16 protein-coding genes are annotated in these 20,310 nt (G+C 62.6%); 13 read left to right on the top strand and 3 right to left on the bottom strand.

What is annotated here, in order from left to right; all coding sequences use genetic code 11:
- Nucleotides 1–4: 4 nt before the first annotated feature.
- Together GT753_RS07510 and GT753_RS07515 are read right to left on the bottom strand one after the other, a co-directional pair.
- Nucleotides 5–799, bottom strand: coding sequence for an alpha/beta hydrolase (locus tag GT753_RS07510; protein ID WP_160125448.1), 795 nt, complete (start codon nucleotides 797–799; stop codon nucleotides 5–7).
- On the bottom strand, nucleotides 796–1,947 hold the full coding sequence (locus GT753_RS07515) for an FAD-dependent monooxygenase (RefSeq protein ID WP_033634195.1): 1,152 nt from the start codon (nucleotides 1,945–1,947) through the stop codon (nucleotides 796–798). The genes GT753_RS07510 and GT753_RS07515 overlap by 4 nt, the downstream gene beginning before the upstream one ends.
- Before the next feature lie 326 nt (nucleotides 1,948–2,273).
- Here GT753_RS07515 and GT753_RS07520 point away from each other — a divergent pair, with 326 nt between their 5' ends.
- From GT753_RS07520 to GT753_RS07535, 4 genes are all read left to right on the top strand, one after another.
- Nucleotides 2,274–3,332: a 2,5-dihydroxypyridine 5,6-dioxygenase gene (locus GT753_RS07520; protein ID WP_015377796.1), complete on the top strand. Its 1,059-nt coding sequence runs from the start codon at nucleotides 2,274–2,276 to the stop codon at nucleotides 3,330–3,332.
- A gap of 66 nt (nucleotides 3,333–3,398) precedes the next feature.
- A complete protein-coding gene (locus GT753_RS07525; protein WP_004938613.1) occupies nucleotides 3,399–3,872 on the top strand; it encodes a MarR family winged helix-turn-helix transcriptional regulator in 474 nt (157 codons plus the stop codon).
- 85 nt (nucleotides 3,873–3,957) lie between these two features.
- On the top strand, nucleotides 3,958–4,500 hold the full coding sequence (locus GT753_RS07530; RefSeq protein ID WP_004938615.1) for a (2Fe-2S)-binding protein: 543 nt from the start codon (nucleotides 3,958–3,960) through the stop codon (nucleotides 4,498–4,500).
- Nucleotides 4,493–8,065 (top strand): molybdopterin cofactor-binding domain-containing protein, encoded by a 3,573-nt coding sequence (locus GT753_RS07535; protein WP_160125449.1) that lies wholly within the window; start codon nucleotides 4,493–4,495, stop codon nucleotides 8,063–8,065. The genes GT753_RS07530 and GT753_RS07535 overlap by 8 nt, the downstream gene beginning before the upstream one ends.
- 6 nt (nucleotides 8,066–8,071) lie before the next feature.
- On the opposite strand, the gene GT753_RS07540 is transcribed toward GT753_RS07535, so the two are convergent.
- Nucleotides 8,072–8,953 (bottom strand): LysR substrate-binding domain-containing protein, encoded by an 882-nt coding sequence (locus GT753_RS07540; protein WP_004940783.1) that lies wholly within the window; start codon nucleotides 8,951–8,953, stop codon nucleotides 8,072–8,074.
- A gap of 107 nt (nucleotides 8,954–9,060) precedes the next feature.
- On the opposite strand from GT753_RS07540, the gene GT753_RS07545 reads away from it, so the two are divergent.
- The 9 genes from GT753_RS07545 to GT753_RS07585 all read left to right on the top strand — a co-directional run bounded on the left by GT753_RS07545 (nucleotide 9,061) and on the right by GT753_RS07585 (nucleotide 20,289).
- Complete coding sequence (locus GT753_RS07545) at nucleotides 9,061–9,804, top strand: sulfite exporter TauE/SafE family protein (protein ID WP_021504535.1); 744 nt, start codon at nucleotides 9,061–9,063, stop codon at nucleotides 9,802–9,804.
- Nucleotides 9,805–10,073: 269 nt separating this feature from the next.
- Nucleotides 10,074–10,397 (top strand): hypothetical protein, encoded by a 324-nt coding sequence (locus GT753_RS07550; protein WP_015377800.1) that lies wholly within the window; start codon nucleotides 10,074–10,076, stop codon nucleotides 10,395–10,397.
- A 261-nt stretch (nucleotides 10,398–10,658) separates the two neighbouring features.
- Complete coding sequence (locus GT753_RS07555; RefSeq protein WP_015377801.1) at nucleotides 10,659–11,933, top strand: HlyD family secretion protein; 1,275 nt, start codon at nucleotides 10,659–10,661, stop codon at nucleotides 11,931–11,933.
- Nucleotides 11,926–14,025 (top strand): peptidase domain-containing ABC transporter, encoded by a 2,100-nt coding sequence (locus GT753_RS07560; RefSeq protein ID WP_160125450.1) that lies wholly within the window; start codon nucleotides 11,926–11,928, stop codon nucleotides 14,023–14,025. Before GT753_RS07555 ends, GT753_RS07560 begins: the two co-directional genes overlap by 8 nt.
- Nucleotides 14,026–14,194: 169 nt before the next feature.
- Entirely contained in the window at nucleotides 14,195–15,250 is a 1,056-nt protein-coding gene (locus GT753_RS07565) for a P1 family peptidase (RefSeq protein ID WP_021504539.1), read from the top strand.
- A 16-nt stretch (nucleotides 15,251–15,266) separates the two neighbouring features.
- Entirely contained in the window at nucleotides 15,267–16,091 is an 825-nt protein-coding gene (locus GT753_RS07570; protein ID WP_015377804.1) for a M55 family metallopeptidase, read from the top strand.
- A 201-nt stretch (nucleotides 16,092–16,292) separates the two neighbouring features.
- Nucleotides 16,293–18,515 carry a molybdopterin cofactor-binding domain-containing protein gene (locus GT753_RS07575; protein WP_015377805.1) on the top strand — a complete coding sequence of 741 codons (2,223 nt, stop codon included), beginning with the start codon at nucleotides 16,293–16,295 and terminating at the stop codon, nucleotides 18,513–18,515.
- Nucleotides 18,515–18,973 (top strand): (2Fe-2S)-binding protein, encoded by a 459-nt coding sequence (locus GT753_RS07580; RefSeq protein ID WP_118892065.1) that lies wholly within the window; start codon nucleotides 18,515–18,517, stop codon nucleotides 18,971–18,973. Before GT753_RS07575 ends, GT753_RS07580 begins: the two co-directional genes overlap by 1 nt.
- Before the next feature lie 11 nt (nucleotides 18,974–18,984).
- Nucleotides 18,985–20,289, top strand: coding sequence for a c-type cytochrome (locus tag GT753_RS07585; protein ID WP_021504541.1), 1,305 nt, complete (start codon nucleotides 18,985–18,987; stop codon nucleotides 20,287–20,289).
- The last annotated feature ends 21 nt before the right edge of the window (nucleotides 20,290–20,310 follow it).

The raw sequence follows: 20,310 nt of genomic DNA on the forward strand, positions 1-20,310 counted from the left end.
TCAGTTAATCCAGAAAATCGCCCAGGGCGCGGAAGAAGCCGTCGAAATCGTCCCACGGGATCATGTGTCCGGCGTTCTCGACCTCGACGATGGCGATCTCCGGCTGCAGCGCGCGGATCTCCGCCCGGTCTTCGGGCTGAATGACGCCGCCTTTGCCCGCGGCCATCAGCAGCGTCGGCATGGTCAGCTGCGGGTAGTCGCGGTGGCTGTCCACCTGATGAAAATCGTCGTAGGCGCGTTGGATAGCCGGCTCGTAGCAGGTATGCAGCCACTCGGCGCGCAGCTGACGCTGTTCTTCGCTCCAGGTTGGGCAAAAGGCGCGCATCTGCTCGGCGCTCATGCCCGGCTGCGACTGCCGGATGGAGTCGGCGTACCATGGCCATTGGCCGGGATAGGCGCGGCGGCCGGGGCCGGAAACCGGCGGATCGACCAGCACCAGCCGCCGCACGCCGGCGGGCCGCAAAACGGCGGCGCGCAGGGCGAAGCGGGCGCCCATCGAATGGCCGAGCAGGGCGTAACTGTCCAGGTTCAGCGCGGCGGCGAAGGCGCTGACGTCCTGTGCGCAGGTCTCTGCGTCATAAGCCAGTTCCGGGCCGCTGGACGACAAACCGCGGCCGCGCACGTCGAGCACGTAGACGTCGTATTTTTCCCCCAGCCGCTCGGCGACGAAGCCCCAGGTGATCGCCGGGCTGGTGATGCCGGGCACCAGGATCAGCGCCGGGCCGTGGCCGCCGTAGCGCAGATAGTGCTGGCGAATGTTGTTGGCGTGAACGTGGGCGCCGTAGAGGAAGGTGCTCATGCGGCGTTCTCCGATTTCAGCGCTTGCGCGTACAGGTCATAGCCGTAAACCCAGGCCGGATCTTCCTGGGTGCGCAGGAAGGTGTTGGCGTTGGACACCGCCTGCACTCTGGAGGCGCGCTCCTTGCGGTTGGCTTCATACAGCTGGAAGGCGGTGCGGTAGTCGCTGAGGCCGGTTTCCTGCAGGCAGCGGGTCAGCATGGCGGCGTCTTCGATCGCCATCGCCGCGCCCTGCGCCATGTGCGGTTTCATCGGGTGGCAGGCATCGCCGAGCAGCACCAGACGGCCTTCGCTCCACAACGGCAGCGGTTTGCGGTTCAGCAATGGCCATTTGGTGACCTGTTCGCTGGATTCGATCAGCGCCTGCACGATCGGATGGTAGCCGGCGAAGGTCTCGAACATCTCTTCGCGGCTGCTGTCGATGAAGCTGCCCTGGAAATCCCAGGCCGGGTGCGGCACGCCGCTGACGTAGTAATATTCGTCGCGCCGTTGGGTGGTGTAGTAGACCATCAGATGGCGATCCGCCGACCACCACTTCACGCAGTCTTCGAACGTCAGGTTATATTTCGCCAGCTTCTCGCCGCGGATCAGCGCGCGGTGGGCCACCCAGCCGCTGTAGGTCGGCGCTTCGGCGCCCAGCAGATGCTCGCGGATGCGCGAGTTGATGCCGTCGGCGCCGATCACGATATCAGCGTGGGCCGAGGTGCCATCGACGAAGTTCAGCACCACCTCGTCACCGCGATCTTCAATCTTGCTCAGGCATTTGCCGAAGTGCAGGGTGCCGGGCTGCAGCGCGGAGAGCTGCAACGCCTGCAAATCGCCGCGGTGCACCGTCACATAGGCGGCGCCGTACTCCCGGCGGGCGAAGGCGCCCAGTTCGATGCGCGACAGGTAGTCGCCGCTTTCGGCGTCGCGGCTGAACCAGAAATCGGGATGAGACGCCATCTGCTCCAACCGTTGCTCAATACCGAGACGGCGGAAAATCTTCAGCACGTTCGGCCCCATGTGAATGCCGGCGCCGAGGCGCGAGAACGCCGGGCTCTGCTCATACAGATCGACGGTAAAGCCGGCTTTTTGCAGCAGCCCGGCGGCGGCGGCGCCCCCCAGCCCGGCGCCGACGACGGCGATGCGTGGTTGTTTGCTCATCATGTTTCCCCTGTCTGTTGGCTTTTTTCAGCGTAGGCCCAACGCGTGGTTGGACGATTGATTTATAGTGTATGCACTAGATAACGCAAAGTTGCAAAAGTGTTAAATCAGATCTTGCTCACGCTAATTGACAGCGCATTACTGTTAAACTCATGTTAATCACAGGATTGATAAGGCATGAAATAGGACTTTCTTATGATGGCCATCTGTGGCTTGCTTTCTCTTCCTTTTTTGACTTAGATAAAATGAGTGTGTTCACTTTAAATTGTTTGAAAAATAACCGTCGCCTTGCGGGCGTCGGATACCCTTGACGTGACAGGAGACAGGCCATGGCGGTCAATGAAACCCAGTTGGTACAGCTGTTCGAGCAGGTGCTTACGCTGTCGAAGGTCGATGCTTCGCAGAGCGTGGCGATTTTGAAAAGCCATTATTCCGATGCGCGCACGGTGCGCGCCGCGACCGACGCGGCGCTGCGGCTGGGCGCCAGGGTGTATGCCGTCGAACTGCCGGCGTTCAACCATCCGCGGGCGATGGGCAACGACATGACCGCCTATTGCGGCGATACCGCGCTGACCGGCAACCTGGCGGCGCAGCGTGCGCTGGAGGCCGCCGACCTGATCGTCGATACCATGATGCTGCTGCATTCGCCGGAGCAGGAACAGATCCTGAAAACCGGCACCCGCATCCTGCTGGCGGTGGAGCCGCCGGAGGTGCTGGCGCGCATGTTGCCCAACGCGGAGGACAAGGCGCGGGTGCTGGCCGCCGCCGCCGTGCTGGAGCAGGCGAAGCTGATGCAGGTGACCTCCGCCGCCGGCAGCGATTTCCGCGCGCCGCTCGGGCAATATCCGACGGTGACCGAGTACGGCTATGCCGATGAGCCGGGGCGCTGGGATCACTGGCCGAGCGGTTTCCTGTTCACCTGGCCGAATGAGGAGCAGGCGGAGGGCGTGTTGGTGCTGGAGGTTGGCGATATCTTGCTGCCGTTCAAAAGCTATGCGCGCGAACGCATCACGCTGGAGATCGAACAAGGGTTCGTCACCCGCATTCACGGCGGTTTTGAGGCGGAATACCTGCGCGAATACATGAAATACTTCGACGATCCGGAAGTGTACGGCATCTCGCACATCGGCTGGGGCCTGCAGCCTCGCGCCCAGTGGACGGCGATGGGCCTGCACGACAAGAACGACGGCATGTGCATGGACGCGCGCGCGTTCTACGGCAACTTCCTGTTTTCCACCGGGCCGAATACCGAAGTGGGCGGCACGCGCAAAACGCCTTGCCATATGGACATCGCGCTGCGCCGCTGCGACATTCGTCTCGATGGGCAAACGGTGGTGGCGGACGGGGAAGTGGTGGCGCCGGAGGCGTCGCGCGTGCGCCGGGCGTAATCGTTGCTGCCAACGGCGGGGGTTTGTACTATTCTCGTGGATTCCATAGATGGTGAGAGTAACGCAATGACGCCCCCCGAATACCCGTCAGCCGTGAGCGGCCAACCCGAAAATTATCATTTTACCGAGCAAGTCGGGCACCTGCTGCGCAAGGTTTATCAGCGCCACGTGGCGATTTTCCAGCAAAACGTCGGCGATTCGCAGCTGACGGCGGTGCAGTTCATCACCCTGTGCGCGGTGCGCGATATGGGGCCGAGCTCGCTGACCGAGCTGGTGCAGGTGACGGCGGTGGATCAAGCCACCATCCGCGGCATCGTCGAGCGGCTGAAGGCGCGCGATCTGATCACGGTGACGCCGGATCCGGTGGATCGGCGCAAGGTGGTGGTCGGCCTGACCGACGCCGGCGGTGCGCTGCTGGCGGAAACGGTGCCGCAGGCGGCGAAAATCACAGAATTGACGTTCGGCACGCTGAACCCGGCCGAACGGATAGCGCTGATATTCCTGCTGAATAAAATGCTGGAAGACCCTGCCACCGGCTGATTCGCCCGCGCAACGTCGGTTGCCTGGTGGTCGGTGGCGAGAGGCCAGCCCATAAGACCATCAAGTGCAGGCGGAGACGCAAACAATGGCGATATCTGAAGTGCAATCGCCCAGGGAAGGCGCGAAAACTACGCTGACGGAGCATCCGCTGATGCTGTCGGTGAACGGCGAACAGCTTCATGCGCAGGTGATGGCGGATACGCCGCTCTTGCTGGTACTGCGCAACGATCTGGCGCTCAACGGCCCAAAATACGGCTGCGGCCTGGGCGAATGCGGCGCGTGCACCGTGCTGATCGACGGCGTGGCGGCGCGCTCCTGCGTGATCCCGGCCCTCGGCGTGTCCGGCCGGGCGATCGTGACCCTGGAAGGTCTCGGCACTCGCCAGCGCCCGCATCCGGTGCAGCGCGCCTTTATCGAAGAGCAGGCGGCGCAATGCGGCTACTGTCTCAATGGCATGATCATGACCACCAAAGCCCTGTTGGATCGCAATCCCGCCCCGAGTGAGGCGGAGATCCGTCAGGCGCTGTCCGGCAATCTGTGCCGCTGCGGCACCCATCTTGAAATCTTGCGTGCGGTTCAGCGCGCCATCATTCTCTGCCGCGATGAGGACGCCCACGATCATGACTGATTCCCGTACCCCATCGCCGAGCCAGGCCGAATTGCTGCAGCGCGACGGCGTTCTGTTGATCGTCGACAGCGTGCAACCGCCGCCGGGGCTGGTGCCCAAGGGGCAAACGCCGGTGCTGAAGCCCAAGGAGCAAGGGCTGTTTATCGCCCTGTGCGGCAGCGGTGAAATCTATGCCTTTAACGGCCATGTCGATCTCGGCACCGGCGTGCGCACCGCGCTCGGCCAGATCGTCGCCGAAGAGCTGTACCTGCGCATGGATCAGGTGCAAATGGTGTTGGGCGATACCGAGCGCGCGCCGAATCAGGGCGCCACCATCGCCAGCGCCACGCTGCAGATCGCCGCCGTGCCGCTGCGTAACGCCGCCGCCGAAGCGCGCCGTTGGCTGTTGCGCCAGGCGGCGCAGCGCTTCGATGCGCCGGTGGAACAGCTGACGCTGGAGGAGGGCGTGATCCGCAGCCCGCAGGGGCAGGCGCTGAGCTACGCCGAGCTGGTGGCCGGCGGTCATGTCGAGCTGTCGATTTCCGGCGACGCGCCGCTGAAACCGCAGGCGGAATACCGTCTGGTGGGCACCAGCGCCGCGCGCGTCGATATTCCGGCCAAGGCGACCGGCGAAACCACTTACGTACACGATATGCGGTTGCCGAATATGCTGCACGGCCGGGTAGTGCGGCCGCCCTATGCCGGTTACGACAGCGGCGAATTTGTCGGCACCAGCCTGCTGGCGGTGGACGAAACCTCGATCGCGCATATTCCCGGCATCGTCAAACTGGTGGTGATCGGCGATTTCATCGGCATTGTCGCCGAGCGCGAAGAGCAGGCGGTCAAGGCGGCGCAGGCGCTGCAGGTCAGCTGGAAAGACTGGCGGCGCAATTTGCCGCAGATGACCGACGTGGCGCAGGCGCTGCGCGACAACCCGCATTCGACCCGAGTGGTGCACGATACCGGCGATGTCGACGCGGCGCTGGCGGCGGCCGACAGGCGTTTCACCCGCAGCTATCTGTGGCCGTATCAGCTTCATGCCTCGATTGGCCCTTCCTGCGCGCTGGCGGACTACCGGCCGGAGCGTCTGCAGGTCTGGTCAGGCAGCCAGAACCCGCACCTGCTGCGCGCCGATCTGGCCTGGCTGCTGGAGTACCCGGAAGCGCAGATCGAGATCGTTCGCATGGAAGCGGCCGGCTGCTATGGCCGCAATTGCGCCGATGACGTCTGCGCCGACGCGGCGCTGCTGTCGCGCGCGGTGGGCAGGCCGGTGCGGGTGCAGCTGACCCGCGAGCAAGAGCATGTGTGGGAACCGAAGGGCACGGCGCAACTGATGGAGGTGGACGGCGGGCTGAACTCCGCCGGGCACCCGGTCGCCTACGACTTTCGCACCTATTATCCTTCCAACGGCGCGCCGACGCTGGCGCTGCTGCTGACCGGCCGGGTCGAGCCGCTGCCGGTGGCCTATGAAATGGGCGACCGCACTTCGGTGCCGCCTTATGAGTATCCGTCGCTGCGCGTCAGCATCGAGGACATGGCGCCGATCGTGCGTGCCTCCTGGATGCGCGGCGTTTCCGCCTTGCCCAACACCTTCGCCCACGAGTCTTATATCGATGAGCTGGCCCACGCCGCCGGCGTCGATCCGCTGGAGTATCGGCTGCGCTACATCAATGATGAACGCGCCAGTGAACTGATGCGCAGCACCGCAGAACGCGCCGGCTGGACGCCGCATACCGAACCGATGCAGACCCCGGCGGAAGACGGCGTGCTGCGCGGGCGCGGCTTTGCCTATGCCCGTTACATCCACAGCAAGTTTCCCGGCTTTGGCGCGGCCTGGGCCGCCTGGGTGGCCGACGTGGCGATCGACAAAGCCAGCGGCGAAGTGGCGGTGACGCGCATCGTGGTCGGCCACGACGCGGGCATGATGGTTAACCCGGACGGCGTGCGCCACCAAATTCACGGCAATGTATTGCAATCGACCAGCCGGGTATTGAAAGAGCGCGTGACCTTTGAGGAATCGACGGTCTCCGCCAAAGAATGGGGAGCCTACCCGATCCTGACCTTCCCGGAGGTGCCGGAGGTGGACGTGGTGATGATGCCGCGCCCTTACGATCCGCCGCTGGGCGCCGGGGAGTCGGCGTCGGTGCCCAGCGCGGCGGCCATCGCCAACGCGGTGTTCGACGCCACCGGCATTCGTTTTCGCGAGCTGCCGATCACCTCGGACAAGCTGCGTGAGGCGCTGAATGGGCCGGATGCCGAACGGCAGGCCGCGCCGTCCAAGAAAAAGAAGCGCGGCAAATGGTGGTTCGGCGGCGCGGCGGGGCTGTTCGGCGCCGTGCTGGGCATCGCCGGCAGCGCCTTGCCGTGGCGGGCGGAGATCGCGCCGGTGGCGACGCCCGGCGCCGGCACCTGGTCGGCCGCCACGCTGGAGCGCGGCCGTCAGCTGGCCGCCGCCGGAGACTGCGCGGTTTGCCATACCGCATCGGAAGGGGCGACCAACGCCGGCGGGCTGGCGATGGCGACGCCGTTCGGCACGCTCTACAGCACCAATATTACCCCGGACGTGGCAACCGGCATCGGCAACTGGTCGTTTACCGCGTTCGATCGGGCGATGCGCCAGGGTATCGCCCGCGACGGCCGCCACCTCTATCCGGCATTTCCTTACACCGCCTTCAGCAAAATGACCGACGGCGACATGCAGGCGCTGTACGCTTATCTGATGTCGCAACCGGCGGTGCGCCAGAGCAACCCGGCCAATCAGATGCGTTTCCCGTTTAACCTGCGGCCGCTGATGGCCGGCTGGAACGCGCTGTTCCTGCGCCAGGGGGAATATCAACCCGATCCGCAACAAAGCGCGCAATGGAACCGCGGCGCTTATCTGGTCAACGGGCTTGGCCATTGCGCCGCCTGCCATTCGCCGCGCAACCTGCTGGGGGCGGAAAAGGGCGGCGCGGCTTTCCTGGCGGGGGGGATGGTGGACGGGTGGGAAGCGCCGGCGCTGAATCAATTGGCCAACGCGGAAAAACCCTGGACCGAGGAACAGCTGTTTCAGTATTTCCGCAGCGGGCATTCCGCCGAGCACGGCGTGGCGGCCGGGCCGATGGGGCCGGTGGTGAGCGAGCTGGCGACGTTGCCGCAGAGCGATCTGCGGGCGATGGCCAATTATGTGATGTCGCTGAGCGCCAAGTCGACGCTGAACGTGGAACCGCAGGCGCAGTTGGCGGCTCGCGCATTGCCGGCGGTGGGGCAACTTGCCGGTGAGCGGTTGTTTCAGGGCGCTTGCCAGGCCTGCCACAGCGCCGCCGCCGGCGGGCCGCAGCTGTTCGGCGTCAGCCCGGATCTGGCCAATAACACCAACATCTTCAGCGATCGCCCTGATAACCTGATCAAGGTGATCCTGCAAGGGATCCCCAAACCGGCCACCGCCGAATTGGGCTTTATGCCGGGCTTTAAGGACAGTTTTTCCGATCGGCAGGTGACGGCGCTGGTGAATTATTTACGCCAACGCTATGCCGGCGACAAACCGGCCTGGCGCGACGTGGAGGCGCAGGTTGCGCGGCTGCGCGCAGAGCCGGGCACGCACTGAGCCGCCTCAGGCATGGCGCAGGAACGCCACCAGCCGCTGCGCCGGCAGCGGCAACTGCGCCGGGTCACGCACCGCGATCGACAGGCGCCGGGTCGCCCAATCGTCCGTCAGCGGCAGTGCGCTGTGCCGAATTTCCGGCTGGCGTTGTGCGCTCTCTTCCGGCACCACCGCCAGCCCGGCGCCGCGCAGCACCATGCGGCAGATGGCGTCGAAATGAGCGGCACGCGCCCGCAGCCGCATCGGGCCGCCGCTGCGTATCGCCAATTGCTCAAGATGTTGTTGCAGCGCGCTCTCTTCCGGCAGGCCGATGAAATCAAAAGGCAGGGCGTCCGCAAAGCTGACCTGCCGGCGGCCGCTGAGCGCATGCCCCGGCGGCAGCGCCAGCACCAGACGATCCTGGCGAAAAGGGTAACTTGTCAGCCCGCGCAGATCGGCGTGGTCCGCGACGATGCCGATATCCGCCGCCCGTTCGGCGATCGCCTGCGCGATGGCCGGGCTGGGCAGCTCTTCCAGCGCGATATCGGTGTGCGGGTGCAGCATCAGAAAATCCGCCAACAGCTCCGGCAAAAAGGCGTCGGCGGCGACGGTATTGGCGACGATGCGCAGCTGGCTGCGCTGGCCCGGCGCGAACTCGGCCATATCACCGCGCAGCCGGTCGCGCTGCTGCAATAGCACTCGCGCGTGATGCAACAGGCGCTCACCGGCGGGCGTCGCCTGAACGCCGCGCGGATTGCGCGTCAGCAGCGCTACGCCGGCCTGTTGCTCCAGCCCGCGCATGCGGGCGCTGGCGGCGGCCAGCGACAGCCCGACGCGCTCGGCGCCGGCGGTGATGCTGCCGGTCTCGAGCACCGCCGCCAACAGCCGCAGATCGATAAAGTCAAAATGCATGCGTTTTCCCTCTGTCTTTGCCGCAGGCAGGCTCTGTCATTGCCGCATTGTGCCGCGGCGCGGCGCTGGCCACAATCGAGCCGTTGATTCGCCATAAGGATAGACGCATGTCGCTGACGTTACTCGAAATTGTCGCCCTGACGGGCATTTTTACGCTGGCCGGCACGGTCAAAGGGGCGATCGGTCTGGGGTTGCCGACGGTGTCGATGGGGTTGCTCAGCCTGATGATGCCGCCGGGACAGGCCGCCGCGCTGCTGCTGTTGCCCTCGCTGATCACCAACCTGTGGCAACTGCTGTGCGGACCGCGGTTGGGGGCGCTGTGGCGGCGGCTCTGGCCGATGATGCTGTGCGTCACGCTGGGCACATTGTTGAGCGCGGGGGCGCTCACTGCCGGCGACGGCCGCCTGGCGCCGCTGGCGCTGGGCATGTGTCTGATCGGCTATGCCCTGTTGGGATTCACCCGTTTCGACTGGCGCATTTCCGCCGAGGCAGAGCCTTGGCTGGGACCGCTGTGCGGCCTGGTGACCGGTACGTTGACCGGCGCCACCGGGGTATTCGTCATTCCGGCGGTGCCTTACCTGAATGCGTTGGGCCTGGCGCGCGATGAGCTGGTGCAGGCGCTGGGGCTGTCGTTCACCGTCTCGACGCTGGCGCTGGCCGCAGGGTTGGCCTGGCATCAGGCGCTGCCCGGCACGCTGCTCGGCGTTTCCTTGCTGTCGCTGTTGCCGGCGTTGGCCGGCATGTGGCTGGGCGGGATCGTGCGCCGTCATTGTCGCCCGCAGCTGTTTCGCCGCCTTTTCTTTATTGGGTTATTAATCTTGGGCGTTGAGATTGTTTGGCGATTCAATTAATTGAATCGATAGTACCTACGTGTAATCAGGTTCGGTATATTATTATGGGTTTTATTTTAATATGATGGCTTGCAATGTTTAGAACACACTTTTCTTATTAGTTTTTTCATGAAATACAGGATGGTTATGGATTGTTATTAGTGTGTTTTACTTTTTCAACTATAACCCTTTTAAAATGGGATAACCCCAGTGAATGTATAGGGGAACCTTGATGAAGGAAATTTTAAGCAGCCAATTCGATGCGGTGTCAGGTGGATGGCAGGTTCGAGATGGGAGTGGAAAAAGAGCGTCTGATAACGGAGATGGGGTATATGATGAATAGATATGTTGTTTTTATAAAGAGTGATGAATCAAAAGTGCTAAGAAAGGAAGTGGTTACACGAGAAATAATTAAAGACATGAAGCAGAAGGGGTTCAGAAAGCATCATATCGAAGTAGAGGCTGATAACGAAAGCGATGCCATTAAAAAATTAAATAAGAACAGCAATGATTATTTGGATTCATTGAGAAATTTTTCAGGTGATTTATTGTTCTGTTCTATTTTTGTTATTGTTATGACGATAGTCTATTTTACCACGATGAAAATGAGTTAGAAGTAGATACTGTAGGATTTAAAAAATAAAAAGGCTTGTCGAACTGGATCTCTCTGATTTTTCTCTGGATATGATACTGTCATTGGGTGAAATATACGTTCATAAAAATTTATTGGCGCTAGGATCACTCAGAAGATTTAAAGGTGTTTATTCTAATGGTTTCATATCCTCTCACCAAAATTAACTGACCTTCTGCTTATTTTATTGTCAATACAGTAGCCTGTGAATTTGAATGTTAGCTATCACTAAGGGACGCTGCTCATGTTTCGCCAGGAAGCGATCGAGAATCAGAAAATGAAATGGCGTGGCAGGGCGCTCCTGCTACCCGGTATTCCCGTTTGGGGCACGACAGGGCTCTGCCTGTTTTTCTTCATCGCCTTTCTCACCTTCGCGATCGCCGGCACCTATACCCGGCGGGTCAACGTGACCGGTGAGATCAGCACCTATCCCCGCGCCGCGAACGTTTACTCCACGGTTCAAGGGGTAGTGGTCAAACAATTTGTCACCGAAGGGCAGGTGATTGCCGCCGGTGCCCCCATTTACCAGATTGACGTCAGTAAAAGCACCCGCAGCGGAGTGGTCAGCGATAACCAGCAGCGGGATATCGATGACCAGCTGGCACGCATTGCGCAAATCATTAACCGACTGGAAAGCAGCAAGCAGGCCACGCTTACCATGCTGGAGAAACAGAAGACACAATATACCGCTGCGTTCACCCGCTCCACCGACATCCTCAAACGCGCCCAGGAAGGGATACGCATCATGAAGGAGAACATGGAGAACTACCGGCACTATCAGACCAAGGGGCTGATCAACAAGGATCAGCTCACCAACCAGGTGGCGCTGTATTACCAGCAGCAGAACAACCTGCTGGGCCTGTCCGGCCAGAATGAACAGAATGCGCTGCAGATCACCGCGCTGGAAAGCCAGATCCATATCCAGGCCGCCGAATTTGATAACCAGATCTACCAGATGGAGCTGCAGCGCTACGAGCTGCAAAAGGAGCGGCAAAACATCGATGCCACTGGCGATATTATCGTTCGCGCGCTGGCCGGCGGCCGCATCGACTCGCTGAGCGTCACGGTTGGCCAAATGGTCAACGTCGGCGACAGTCTGCTGCAGATTCTCCCGCAAAACATCGATCGCTATGCCCTGGTGCTGTGGGTGCCTAACGACGCCATCCCTTACATCGCTGCCGGTGATCAGGTCAATGTGCGCTATGACGCCTTTCCGGCGGAAAAATTTGGCCAGTTTGCCGGTACGGTGTCCGTCATCTCCAAAGCCCCGGCCTCACCGCAGGAAATGCTGACCTATCAGGGAGCGCCCAAAGCGGCGCTGACCGCCGCCGTGCCGTACTACAAAGTGATCGTCATGCCGGAGAAACAGGCCATTGCCTATGACGGTAAACGTCTGAGCCTGGAAAACGGCATGAAAGCGCAAAGCACCCTGTTTCTGGAAAAAAGGAAGATTTATCAATGGATGCTGTCGCCGTTCTACGACATGAAACACAGCGCGACGGGGCCGGTCAATGAGTAGGACCACATTCAAACAACGGGTCAGCCAGCTGGCTCTGCGGCTGCGCCACCGGGTTCCGATGGTACACCAGACCGAGTCGTCAGAATGCGGGCTGGCCTGTCTGGCGATGATTTGCGGCTACTACGGCAAAAACATCGACCTGATTGCGCTGCGCCGGCAGTTCAATCTGTCGGCCCGCGGTGCAACGCTGGTTGGGCTGACCGGTATCGCCGAACAGCTGGGGTTGAGCACTCGCCCCTTGTCACTGGAGCTGGACGAACTTGGCGCGCTAAAACTGCCCTGCATTCTGCACTGGGAATTCAACCATTTTGTGGTGCTGGTCAGCGTCAAAGGCCGCCGCGCAGTGCTGCACGATCCGGCGCGCGGGCGCCGGGCCGTCAGCCTGACGGAACTGTCGCACAGTTTCACCGGCGTAGCGCTTGAGGCCTGGCCCGGCAGCACCTTTACCGCCGACAGCGTCCGCCATCGCATTCATCTTCGCACGCTGATCGGCAGCGTGCATGGCCTCAAGGGGGCGCTCGGCAAAATCTTTTGCCTGTCTCTGGTGTTCGAAACCATCAACCTGGTGATGCCCATCGGCACGCAGCTGGTGATGGATCACGCCATTCCCGCCGGAGATCGCGGGTTACTGTCGCTCATCTGCGCCGGATTGATGCTGTTTATCTTGTTGCGGGCTGCCATCGGCATGGTGCGGGCATGGTCAGGATTGGTCATGGCGACGCTTATCAACGTGCAGTGGCAGTCCGGGTTGTTCACCCATCTGCTGCGCCTGCCGCTCGGTTACTTTGAACGGCGTAAGCTGGGTGACATTCAATCACGCTTCGGTTCACTGGATACGCTGCGCAGCACTTTCACCACCAGTATCGTCGGCGCCATCATGGACGGCATCATGGTGATCGGTGTGTTGGTGATGATGGTGCTGTATGGCGGCTGGCTGACCTGGGTAGTGCTCAGTTTCACTGCGCTTTATGTGTTGATGCGGCTGCTGACCTATGGATATTACCGTCAGCTGTCCGAGGAGGCGCTGGTGAGAGAGGCGCGGGCCGGCTCGTATTTTATGGAAACGCTGTACGGTATCGCTACCGTCAAGATGCAGGGCATGGCAGAACGCCGCATCGCTCACTGGCTAAACCTTGAAATCGACACCATCAACACGGGTATCCGCGTCACCCGAATGGACATGCTGTTTGGCGGGATCAACACCTTCATAGCGGCGTGTGACCAGATCGTCATTCTGTGGTTGGGAACCAGCCTGGTGATCGATAACCAGATGACCCTCGGCATGTTCGTGGCGTTCGGCGCCTTTCGGGGGCAGTTCTCCGACCGTATCGGGTCGCTGACGGAGTTTTTGCTGCAACTGCGCATGATGAGCCTGCATAACGAGCGCATTGCCGATATCGCTCTGCATCCGCGGGAGGCGCGTAAACCCGATCACCCTTACACGGCGGGCCAGCAACCTTTGGGATTGACGACCCATGCCCTGAGCTATCGTTACGACAGCCAGTCACCGGCTATCTTTGATGGCCTGGACATCAGCGTTGCGCCGGGCGAAAGCGTGGCCATTGTGGGTCCGTCCGGGGCAGGCAAGACCACGCTGATGAAGGTGCTGTGCGGGCTGTTTCCCCCGGATTCAGGGCGGGTTGAGGTGAACGGCGTCGATATCCGCCAGCTCGGCATCAACAACTACCACAAAATGATTGCCTGTGTGATGCAGGACGACAAACTGTTCTCCGGCTCGATCCGGGAAAATATTTGCGGGTTTGCGGACGAGGTGGACGATGCCTGGATGCAAGCCTGTGCCCGTGCCAGCTATCTGCATGACGTGATTTTACGCATGCCTATGGGATATGAAACACTGATTGGCGAGTTGGGGGAAGGCTTGTCCGGCGGGCAAAAACAACGGCTATTCATAGCCCGGGCAATCTACAAAAAACCGGCTATTTTGTTTCTGGATGAGGCCACCAGCGCGCTGGATAAGGAGAGCGAAGCTGTGGTGAATCAGGCCATCAAGAGACTCAATATCACTAAGCTGATCATTGCCCACCGTGAAACGACCATTGCGTCGGCAGATCGGGTTATACATTTGGGATAAGGGGGGTATCACCCGCGGCACCGGCCATTTTCACTGTTCCCCCCTAAAAACCCAATAAATGGCGATGGGGCAAGGCTATTTTTGCTGCTCGCTTCGGCTTTCAATTTACGGCGCGGCGCATTGCGCGATATTCTGGTTTTCTGATGGGCTGACGGCGGATGAGGGAACCATGACAGACAGCCAGGCGTTTGAACAACAAAGCCTCGACAATCTGCTGAGCTATTGGCGGCGCCATCGCCGCCTGCCGGGCGCGCGCTATCCGGCCGGCCCGACCGACACCCTGTGTGACGTGCCGGGCGTCAGCGTCGGGCATCACACGCTGGCCGACGGCGAATGCCAGACCGGCGTTACCGCCATCGTGCCGCCGGGCGATCTGTTTAACCAGCCGCTGCCGTGTGGTAGCGCGGTGCTCAACGGCTTCGCCAAGCCGCTGGGGCTGGTGCAGCTGAACGAGCTGGGGGTGCTGCAAACGCCTATTCTGCTGAGCAACACCTTCGCCGTCGGCACGCTGTTCAACGCCATGGTGCGGCGCAGCTGTCTGCGTTACCCGCAGATCGGCCGCGGCAGCGCCACCATTAACCCGCTGGTGCTGGAGTGCAACGACGGCTACCTCAACGATATTCAGGCGATGGCGGTGCGTGAGGAGCACGTCTTCAGCGCGCTGGATAACCATTCCACCCGCTTTGCGCGCGGCAGCGTTGGCGCCGGGCGCGGCATGAGCAGCTTCGGCTTGAAAGGGGGCATCGGCACCGCCTCGCGCTATTGTCCTGGGCTCGGCACCACGCTCGGCGTGCTGGTGTTGGCCAACTTCGGCACCCTCGACTCGCTGACGCTGAGCGGCGTGCGCGTTGGCCAGGCGCTGGGCAAGCTGTTGGCGGATCCGCCGCCGCAGGTGGACGCCGGTTCGGTCATTATCATCATCGCCTGCGATCGGGCGCTGGACAGCCGCCAGCTGAACCGCATCGCCCGCCGCGCGGGCGCCGGTTTGGGGCGGGTGGGCAGCCATTGGGGGCACGGCTCCGGCGATATCGCGCTGGCGTTTTCCACCCGGTTGCTGGGGGCGACGTTGCCGGACGAGCGGCTGGAGCCGCTGTTTGCGGCCGCCGCGGACGCCACCGAATACGCGGTGTTGGATGCCTTGCTGAGCGCGGAAGGCGTCAGCGGTTTCCAGCAGCACGATCGTATGGCGTTGGGCCCGCTGCTCGATCGGCTGGCGGCAAATTAAATAACGGGAGTGTGATGTGAAAGTCTTTATCTCTGCGGATATTGAGGGTATTGCCGGCGTGATGCGGCCGGAGCAGTGCAACCCGGCTCATGCTGACTATGCAGCGGCGCGCGAGCTGATGGAGCAGGAGGTCAACGCCGCCATCGACGGCGCTTTTGCCGGCGGCGCCACCGAGGTGACGGTGGCCGACAGCCACGCGATGATGCAGAACCTGCGCGCCGATCGCATCGATGCGCGGGCGCGCCTGGTGCAGGGCAAACCGCGCGGGCTATCGATGGTGGAAGGGCTGCAGCATCAACGTTACGACGGCCTGATGTGTATCGGTTATCACAGCGCCGCCGGCGAACGCGGCGTGCTGGCGCATACCATCAATGGCCGGGCCTTTTACCGCGTCAGCCTGAACGGCGAGGTGGTAGGCGAAAGCGATCTGTATGCGGCGGCGGCGGCCGAGTTGAACGTCCCGCTGTGGCTGGTGAGCGGTGACGACGAGCTGCAACGCTGGATCGCTGAACGTTATCCGCAATCTGGCTATGTTTGCGTGAAACGCGCCATCTCGCAAACCGCCGCCGAATCGCTCAGCCCTCAGCGGGCGCGGGCGGAGATCCGCGAGCGGGCGATGCAGCAGGTGCGCCAGGGCGCCAGACTGCCGGTGGAGCGCCGCTTCATGCCACCTTACCGGTTGACGCTGATGGCGGCCAAACCGGTGCTGGCGGATCTGTTCAGCCTGGTGCCCGGCGTGCAGCGCCAGGACGCGCTCACCGTGGCCTTCGACAGCGACAACATGGCGGCGCAAATCCGCCTGCTCAGCGTCTTCTCCTCTCTGGCGACGACGCAGAGCTGACTCCCGGTGCGGGTTCCCGCCCGCACCGCACGATTCTCCAACAGAAAATCCCTTATCAAGATTAGGCCTGCTGAATAATAGGCTACGCTAATTATTGCTCTGTTGCGCTATGTCACCTGACCGGCGCGGCAAGCCATTCCCATAACAAGAGTTGTTTTGCCGAAGGCAGTGACGCCTTCGGTTTTTTTGGAGTCATGAGCAATGAGCATATCCCAAGTTCCGCTTTCGCGGCGGCGGTTTATCGTCGGCGCCGGGGCGTTGGTGATCGGCGCCTATCTGCCGTCCACCGGCGCGCTGGCGCGCTCGAACGCCCCGGCCGCCTCCGGCACGGCGGCGTTAGACGCCAACGCCTTCGTTCAGATTGGCGCCGACGGCGTCGTCACCGTCATCAGTAAACACACCGAAGTGGGCCAGGGGGTCTATACCGGCATGGCGACGCTGGTCGCCGAAGAGCTCGACGCCGACTGGGCGCAGGTGCGGGTCGTGGCCGCGCCGGTGGACACCAATATCTACAAGAACCTGGCGTTCGGATTCCAGGGCACCGGCGGTTCCAGTTCGGTGGCCAATGCCTATGAGCAAATGCGGCGCATGGGCGCCATGGCGCGCGCGCTGCTGGTGCAGGCCGCCGCGCAGAGCTGGAAAACCTCGGCGCAGGAAATCACCGTGCAGGCGGGCAAGATCCGCCATGCCGCCAGCGGGCGAGAAGCGGGCTTTGGCGAGTTCGCCGCGCTGGCCGCCACGTTGCCGCCGCCCGATCCCGCCAGCCTGACGCTGAAGGACCCGGCCAATTTCATCCTGATCGGCAAAACGCGCGGTTTGCACCGCGTCGATTCGCTGGCGAAAACCAACGGCAGCGCGCAGTTCTCGCAGGATATCCACGAGCCGGACATGCTGACCGTCACCATCAAGAAACCGCCGCGTTTCGGCGGCAAAGTGGCGACCTTCGACGCCGAGCGGGCGCTGGCGGTGCCGGGCGTGGTGGCGGTGAAACAGGTTGCCACCGGCGTAGCGGTTTACGCCAAAAACACCTGGGCGGCGATCCAGGGGCGGGAACGGCTGAGGGTCACCTGGGACGATGCGCAGGCCGAACGGCGCAACACCGAGGAGATCTACGCCGAGTTCCGCCAGGTGGCGCAGAAAACCGGCGTGGTGGCGAAGAGCCACGGCAAGCCGGACGAGGTGTTCGATAAGGCCGACAAGGTGATCGAGGCTGAATACACCTTCCCGTACGTCGCCCACGCGCCGATGGAGCCGCTGGACGGCTATCTGTTCTGGGACGGCGAGAGCGTTAAGGCGCGCTACGGCTGCCAAATCCAGACGCTTGACCATAAGCAGCTGTGCGATCTGTTCGAGCTGCCGCCGGAGAAGGTGCAGATTGAAACCATTCTGGCGGGCGGCAGCTTCGGCCGGCGCATCGATTTAGGCAACCCGACGCTGGGGCCGGATCTGGCGGCCGACATGGCGGCGGCCGCCAAGGGCATCGGCCCCGGTCACGGCGTGAAGGTGGTATGGACGCGCGAGGACGACATCCGCAACGGCTGGTATCGCCCGATGATCCTGCACCGCCTGCGCGGCGCCATTCGCGGCGGCAAGGTGGTGGGCTGGACCGATACCGTGGTCGGCCACTCCTGGACGCGCCACAGCGCGATGGATGCGCTGGTGGTCAACGGGCTCGATCAAATGATGGTCGAGGGCGCCAGCGAGGTGTCATACACCTTCGAAGCCTTCCGCTGCGATGCGCACATCGTGCCCGGCAAGGTGCCGACCACCTCGCTGCGGTCGGTCGCCAGCACCCACACCGGCCACGCGGTGGAGAGCTTTATCGATCAGCTGTTGCAGGAAACCGGGCAGGATCCGGTCGAAGGGCGGCTGGCGCTGATGGGCGATGCGCCGCGCGCGGCGGGCGTGCTGCGGGCGGTGGCTAAAGCCGCCGACTGGCAGGGCGCCAAGGTGGTGGACGGGCGCGCGCGCGGCGTGGGCGTCGCCAAGGCGTTCGATACCTATGTGGCGCAGGTGGCCGAGGTGTCGATCGGCGAAGGCGGCATCCCGAAAGTGCATAAAGTGTGGTGTGCGGTGGATTGCGGCGTGGCGGTGAACCCCGACGTGATCCGCGCGCAGATCGAGGGCGGCATTGGTTACGGCCTCAGCATGGCGCTATACGGCAATATCACGCTGAAAGACGGCGTGGTCGAACAGTCCAATTTCAATAACTTCCGCCCGCTGCGTATCGATGAGATGCCGGAGATCGAGGTGATCATCGTGCCCTCGACCGAGAAACCGACCGGCGTGGGCGAGCTGGGGGTGCCGACCATCGCCCCGGCGGTCGGCAATGCGCTGGCGCTGCTCGGGCGGCCGCGCACCTCGCTGAGCCTGCCGCTGCATAATCCCACTGCGAATCCGGCGTCTGACAAGGAGAGAACCTGATGATTCATTTAACCGTAAACGATCAGCCGCTGACCTTTGAGGGCGATCCGCGCATGCCGCTGCTGTGGTTTTTGCGTGACGAAGCCGGCCTGACCGGCACCAAGTTCGGCTGCGGCATCGCCATGTGCGGCGCCTGTACCGTGCATCTGGACGGCGTGCCGGTGCGTTCGTGCATGACGCCGGTCTCCGCCGCCGTCGGCAAGAAAATCACCACCATCGAAGCCGTGGGCGCGACGCCGGAGGGCAAGGCGGTGCAGGAAGCCTGGCTTGACCTGGACGTGGTGCAGTGCGGTTACTGCCAGTCCGGCCAGATCATGAGCGCCAGCGCGCTGTTGGCGCAAAGTAAAAATCCAAGCGATGCGGACATCGATGCGGCGATGGGCGGCAACGTCTGCCGCTGCGCCACCTATGTGCGCATTCGCGCCGCCATCCACCAGGCCGCCAAGGCATTGGGTTAGGGAGAGATGCGATGAGCAACGCCTTGAAAGGGCTGTTATGGCTGATTATCGCCGTGGCGGTACTGGCGGGAGGGTACGCGCTGTACACGCAGCTGCGGCCAACCGGCGCGGAACCCGCGGCGCCGATCGCCGGGGCGCCGGCCGGTATCACCGATAAGCTGGCGCGCGGCGAGTACCTGGCGCGCGCCGCCGACTGCGTGGCGTGCCATACCGCGCCGGGCGGCGCGCCTTATGCGGGTGGCTTCGCCTTTAAACTGCCGTTCGGCACCATTTACGGCACCAACATCACCGCCGACAAGGAGACCGGCATCGGCAACTGGAGCGACGATCAGTTCGTACGCGCGGTACGTGAGGGCATCGGTCCGCAGGGCAACCTGTATCCGGCGATGCCGTACACCTCGTACACCGGGCTGAGCCGCGACGACGTGCTGGCGATCAAGGATTATCTGTTCAGTCTGCCGCCGGTGAAACAGGCCAACCCGCAAAACGATCTGTCGTTCCCGTTCAACCAGCGTTGGGGCATGAAATTCTGGAACCTGGCGTTCTTTAACGAGCAGCGTTTTACGCCGGATCTCAACAAGGACGAACAGTGGAATCGTGGCGCCTATCTGGCGACGGCGCTGGGCCACTGCGGCGAGTGCCACACGCCGCGCAATCTGGGGTTTGGTCTTAACCAGAGCAAGCACCTGAGCGGTGAAGTGGTGCAGGGCTGGTTCGCTGCCAACATCACGCCGGACAAACAGACCGGCATCGGCGGTTGGAGCGACCAGCAGCTGTCGCAATATCTGGCTACCGGCCATGCGCCGGGGCGCAGCAGCGCCGCAGGCCCGATGGCGGAAGCGGTGGAAAACAGCCTGCAGTTCCTGACGCAAGAAGACAATCTGGCGTTGGTGAAATACCTGCGCGACATCGAGCCGATCGCCGGCGACGCTGCCGCCGCGGTGAACCTGCAGCCGAAGGGCGCGGCGGCATCCACCCCGATCCTGCCGGGCGGGCAAGACAGTTCGCTCGGGCGGCGGCTGTTCGCCAACGACTGCAGCGGCTGCCACCAGTGGAACGGGCCGGGCCGCCAGAGCGAGTACGCTTCGCTGGTGGGCAGCACGGCGGTGAACGATCCGCAGGGGCGCAGCGTGGTGCAGGCTATCCTGAAGGGGACGAGCATCAGCGTTGGCGAGCGGCATGAAATGATGCCGGCGTTCGGCAGCGCCTATTCCGACGAGGAAGTGGCGGCGGTCGCCAACTTCGTGGTCGGCCACTTCGGCGATAAGCAGGGCAAAGTCACCGCCAAGCAGGTAGCGGAGCAGCGCAAGCAGTAAAGAAAAGCGGCGAGGGAGCGG

It is taken from the genome of Serratia sp. Z4 (assembly GCF_009900725.1).
GTDB classification, from domain to species: domain Bacteria; phylum Pseudomonadota; class Gammaproteobacteria; order Enterobacterales; family Enterobacteriaceae; genus Serratia; species Serratia nematodiphila.

Bases quoted from the DNA above. Each gene is read 5' to 3' on its own strand.
- GT753_RS07585 (WP_021504541.1), top strand. From the start codon at position 18,985: ATGAGCAACGCCTTGAAAGGGCTGTTATGGCTGATTATCGCCGTGGCG.
- GT753_RS07575 (WP_015377805.1), top strand. From the start codon at position 16,293: ATGAGCATATCCCAAGTTCCGCTTTCGCGGCGGCGGTTTATCGTCGGC.
- GT753_RS07555 (WP_015377801.1), top strand. From the start codon at position 10,659: ATGTTTCGCCAGGAAGCGATCGAGAATCAGAAAATGAAATGGCGTGGC.
- GT753_RS07540 (WP_004940783.1), bottom strand. From the start codon at position 8,953: ATGCATTTTGACTTTATCGATCTGCGGCTGTTGGCGGCGGTGCTCGAG.
- GT753_RS07520 (WP_015377796.1), top strand. From the start codon at position 2,274: ATGGCGGTCAATGAAACCCAGTTGGTACAGCTGTTCGAGCAGGTGCTT.
- GT753_RS07535 (WP_160125449.1), top strand. From the start codon at position 4,493: ATGACTGATTCCCGTACCCCATCGCCGAGCCAGGCCGAATTGCTGCAG.
- GT753_RS07565 (WP_021504539.1), top strand. From the start codon at position 14,195: ATGACAGACAGCCAGGCGTTTGAACAACAAAGCCTCGACAATCTGCTG.
- GT753_RS07560 (WP_160125450.1), top strand. From the start codon at position 11,926: ATGAGTAGGACCACATTCAAACAACGGGTCAGCCAGCTGGCTCTGCGG.
- GT753_RS07525 (WP_004938613.1), top strand. From the start codon at position 3,399: ATGACGCCCCCCGAATACCCGTCAGCCGTGAGCGGCCAACCCGAAAAT.
- GT753_RS07510 (WP_160125448.1), bottom strand. From the start codon at position 799: ATGAGCACCTTCCTCTACGGCGCCCACGTTCACGCCAACAACATTCGC.
- GT753_RS07545 (WP_021504535.1), top strand. From the start codon at position 9,061: ATGTCGCTGACGTTACTCGAAATTGTCGCCCTGACGGGCATTTTTACG.
- GT753_RS07530 (WP_004938615.1), top strand. From the start codon at position 3,958: ATGGCGATATCTGAAGTGCAATCGCCCAGGGAAGGCGCGAAAACTACG.
- GT753_RS07550 (WP_015377800.1), top strand. From the start codon at position 10,074: ATGGGAGTGGAAAAAGAGCGTCTGATAACGGAGATGGGGTATATGATG.
- GT753_RS07580 (WP_118892065.1), top strand. From the start codon at position 18,515: ATGATTCATTTAACCGTAAACGATCAGCCGCTGACCTTTGAGGGCGAT.
- GT753_RS07515 (WP_033634195.1), bottom strand. From the start codon at position 1,947: ATGATGAGCAAACAACCACGCATCGCCGTCGTCGGCGCCGGGCTGGGG.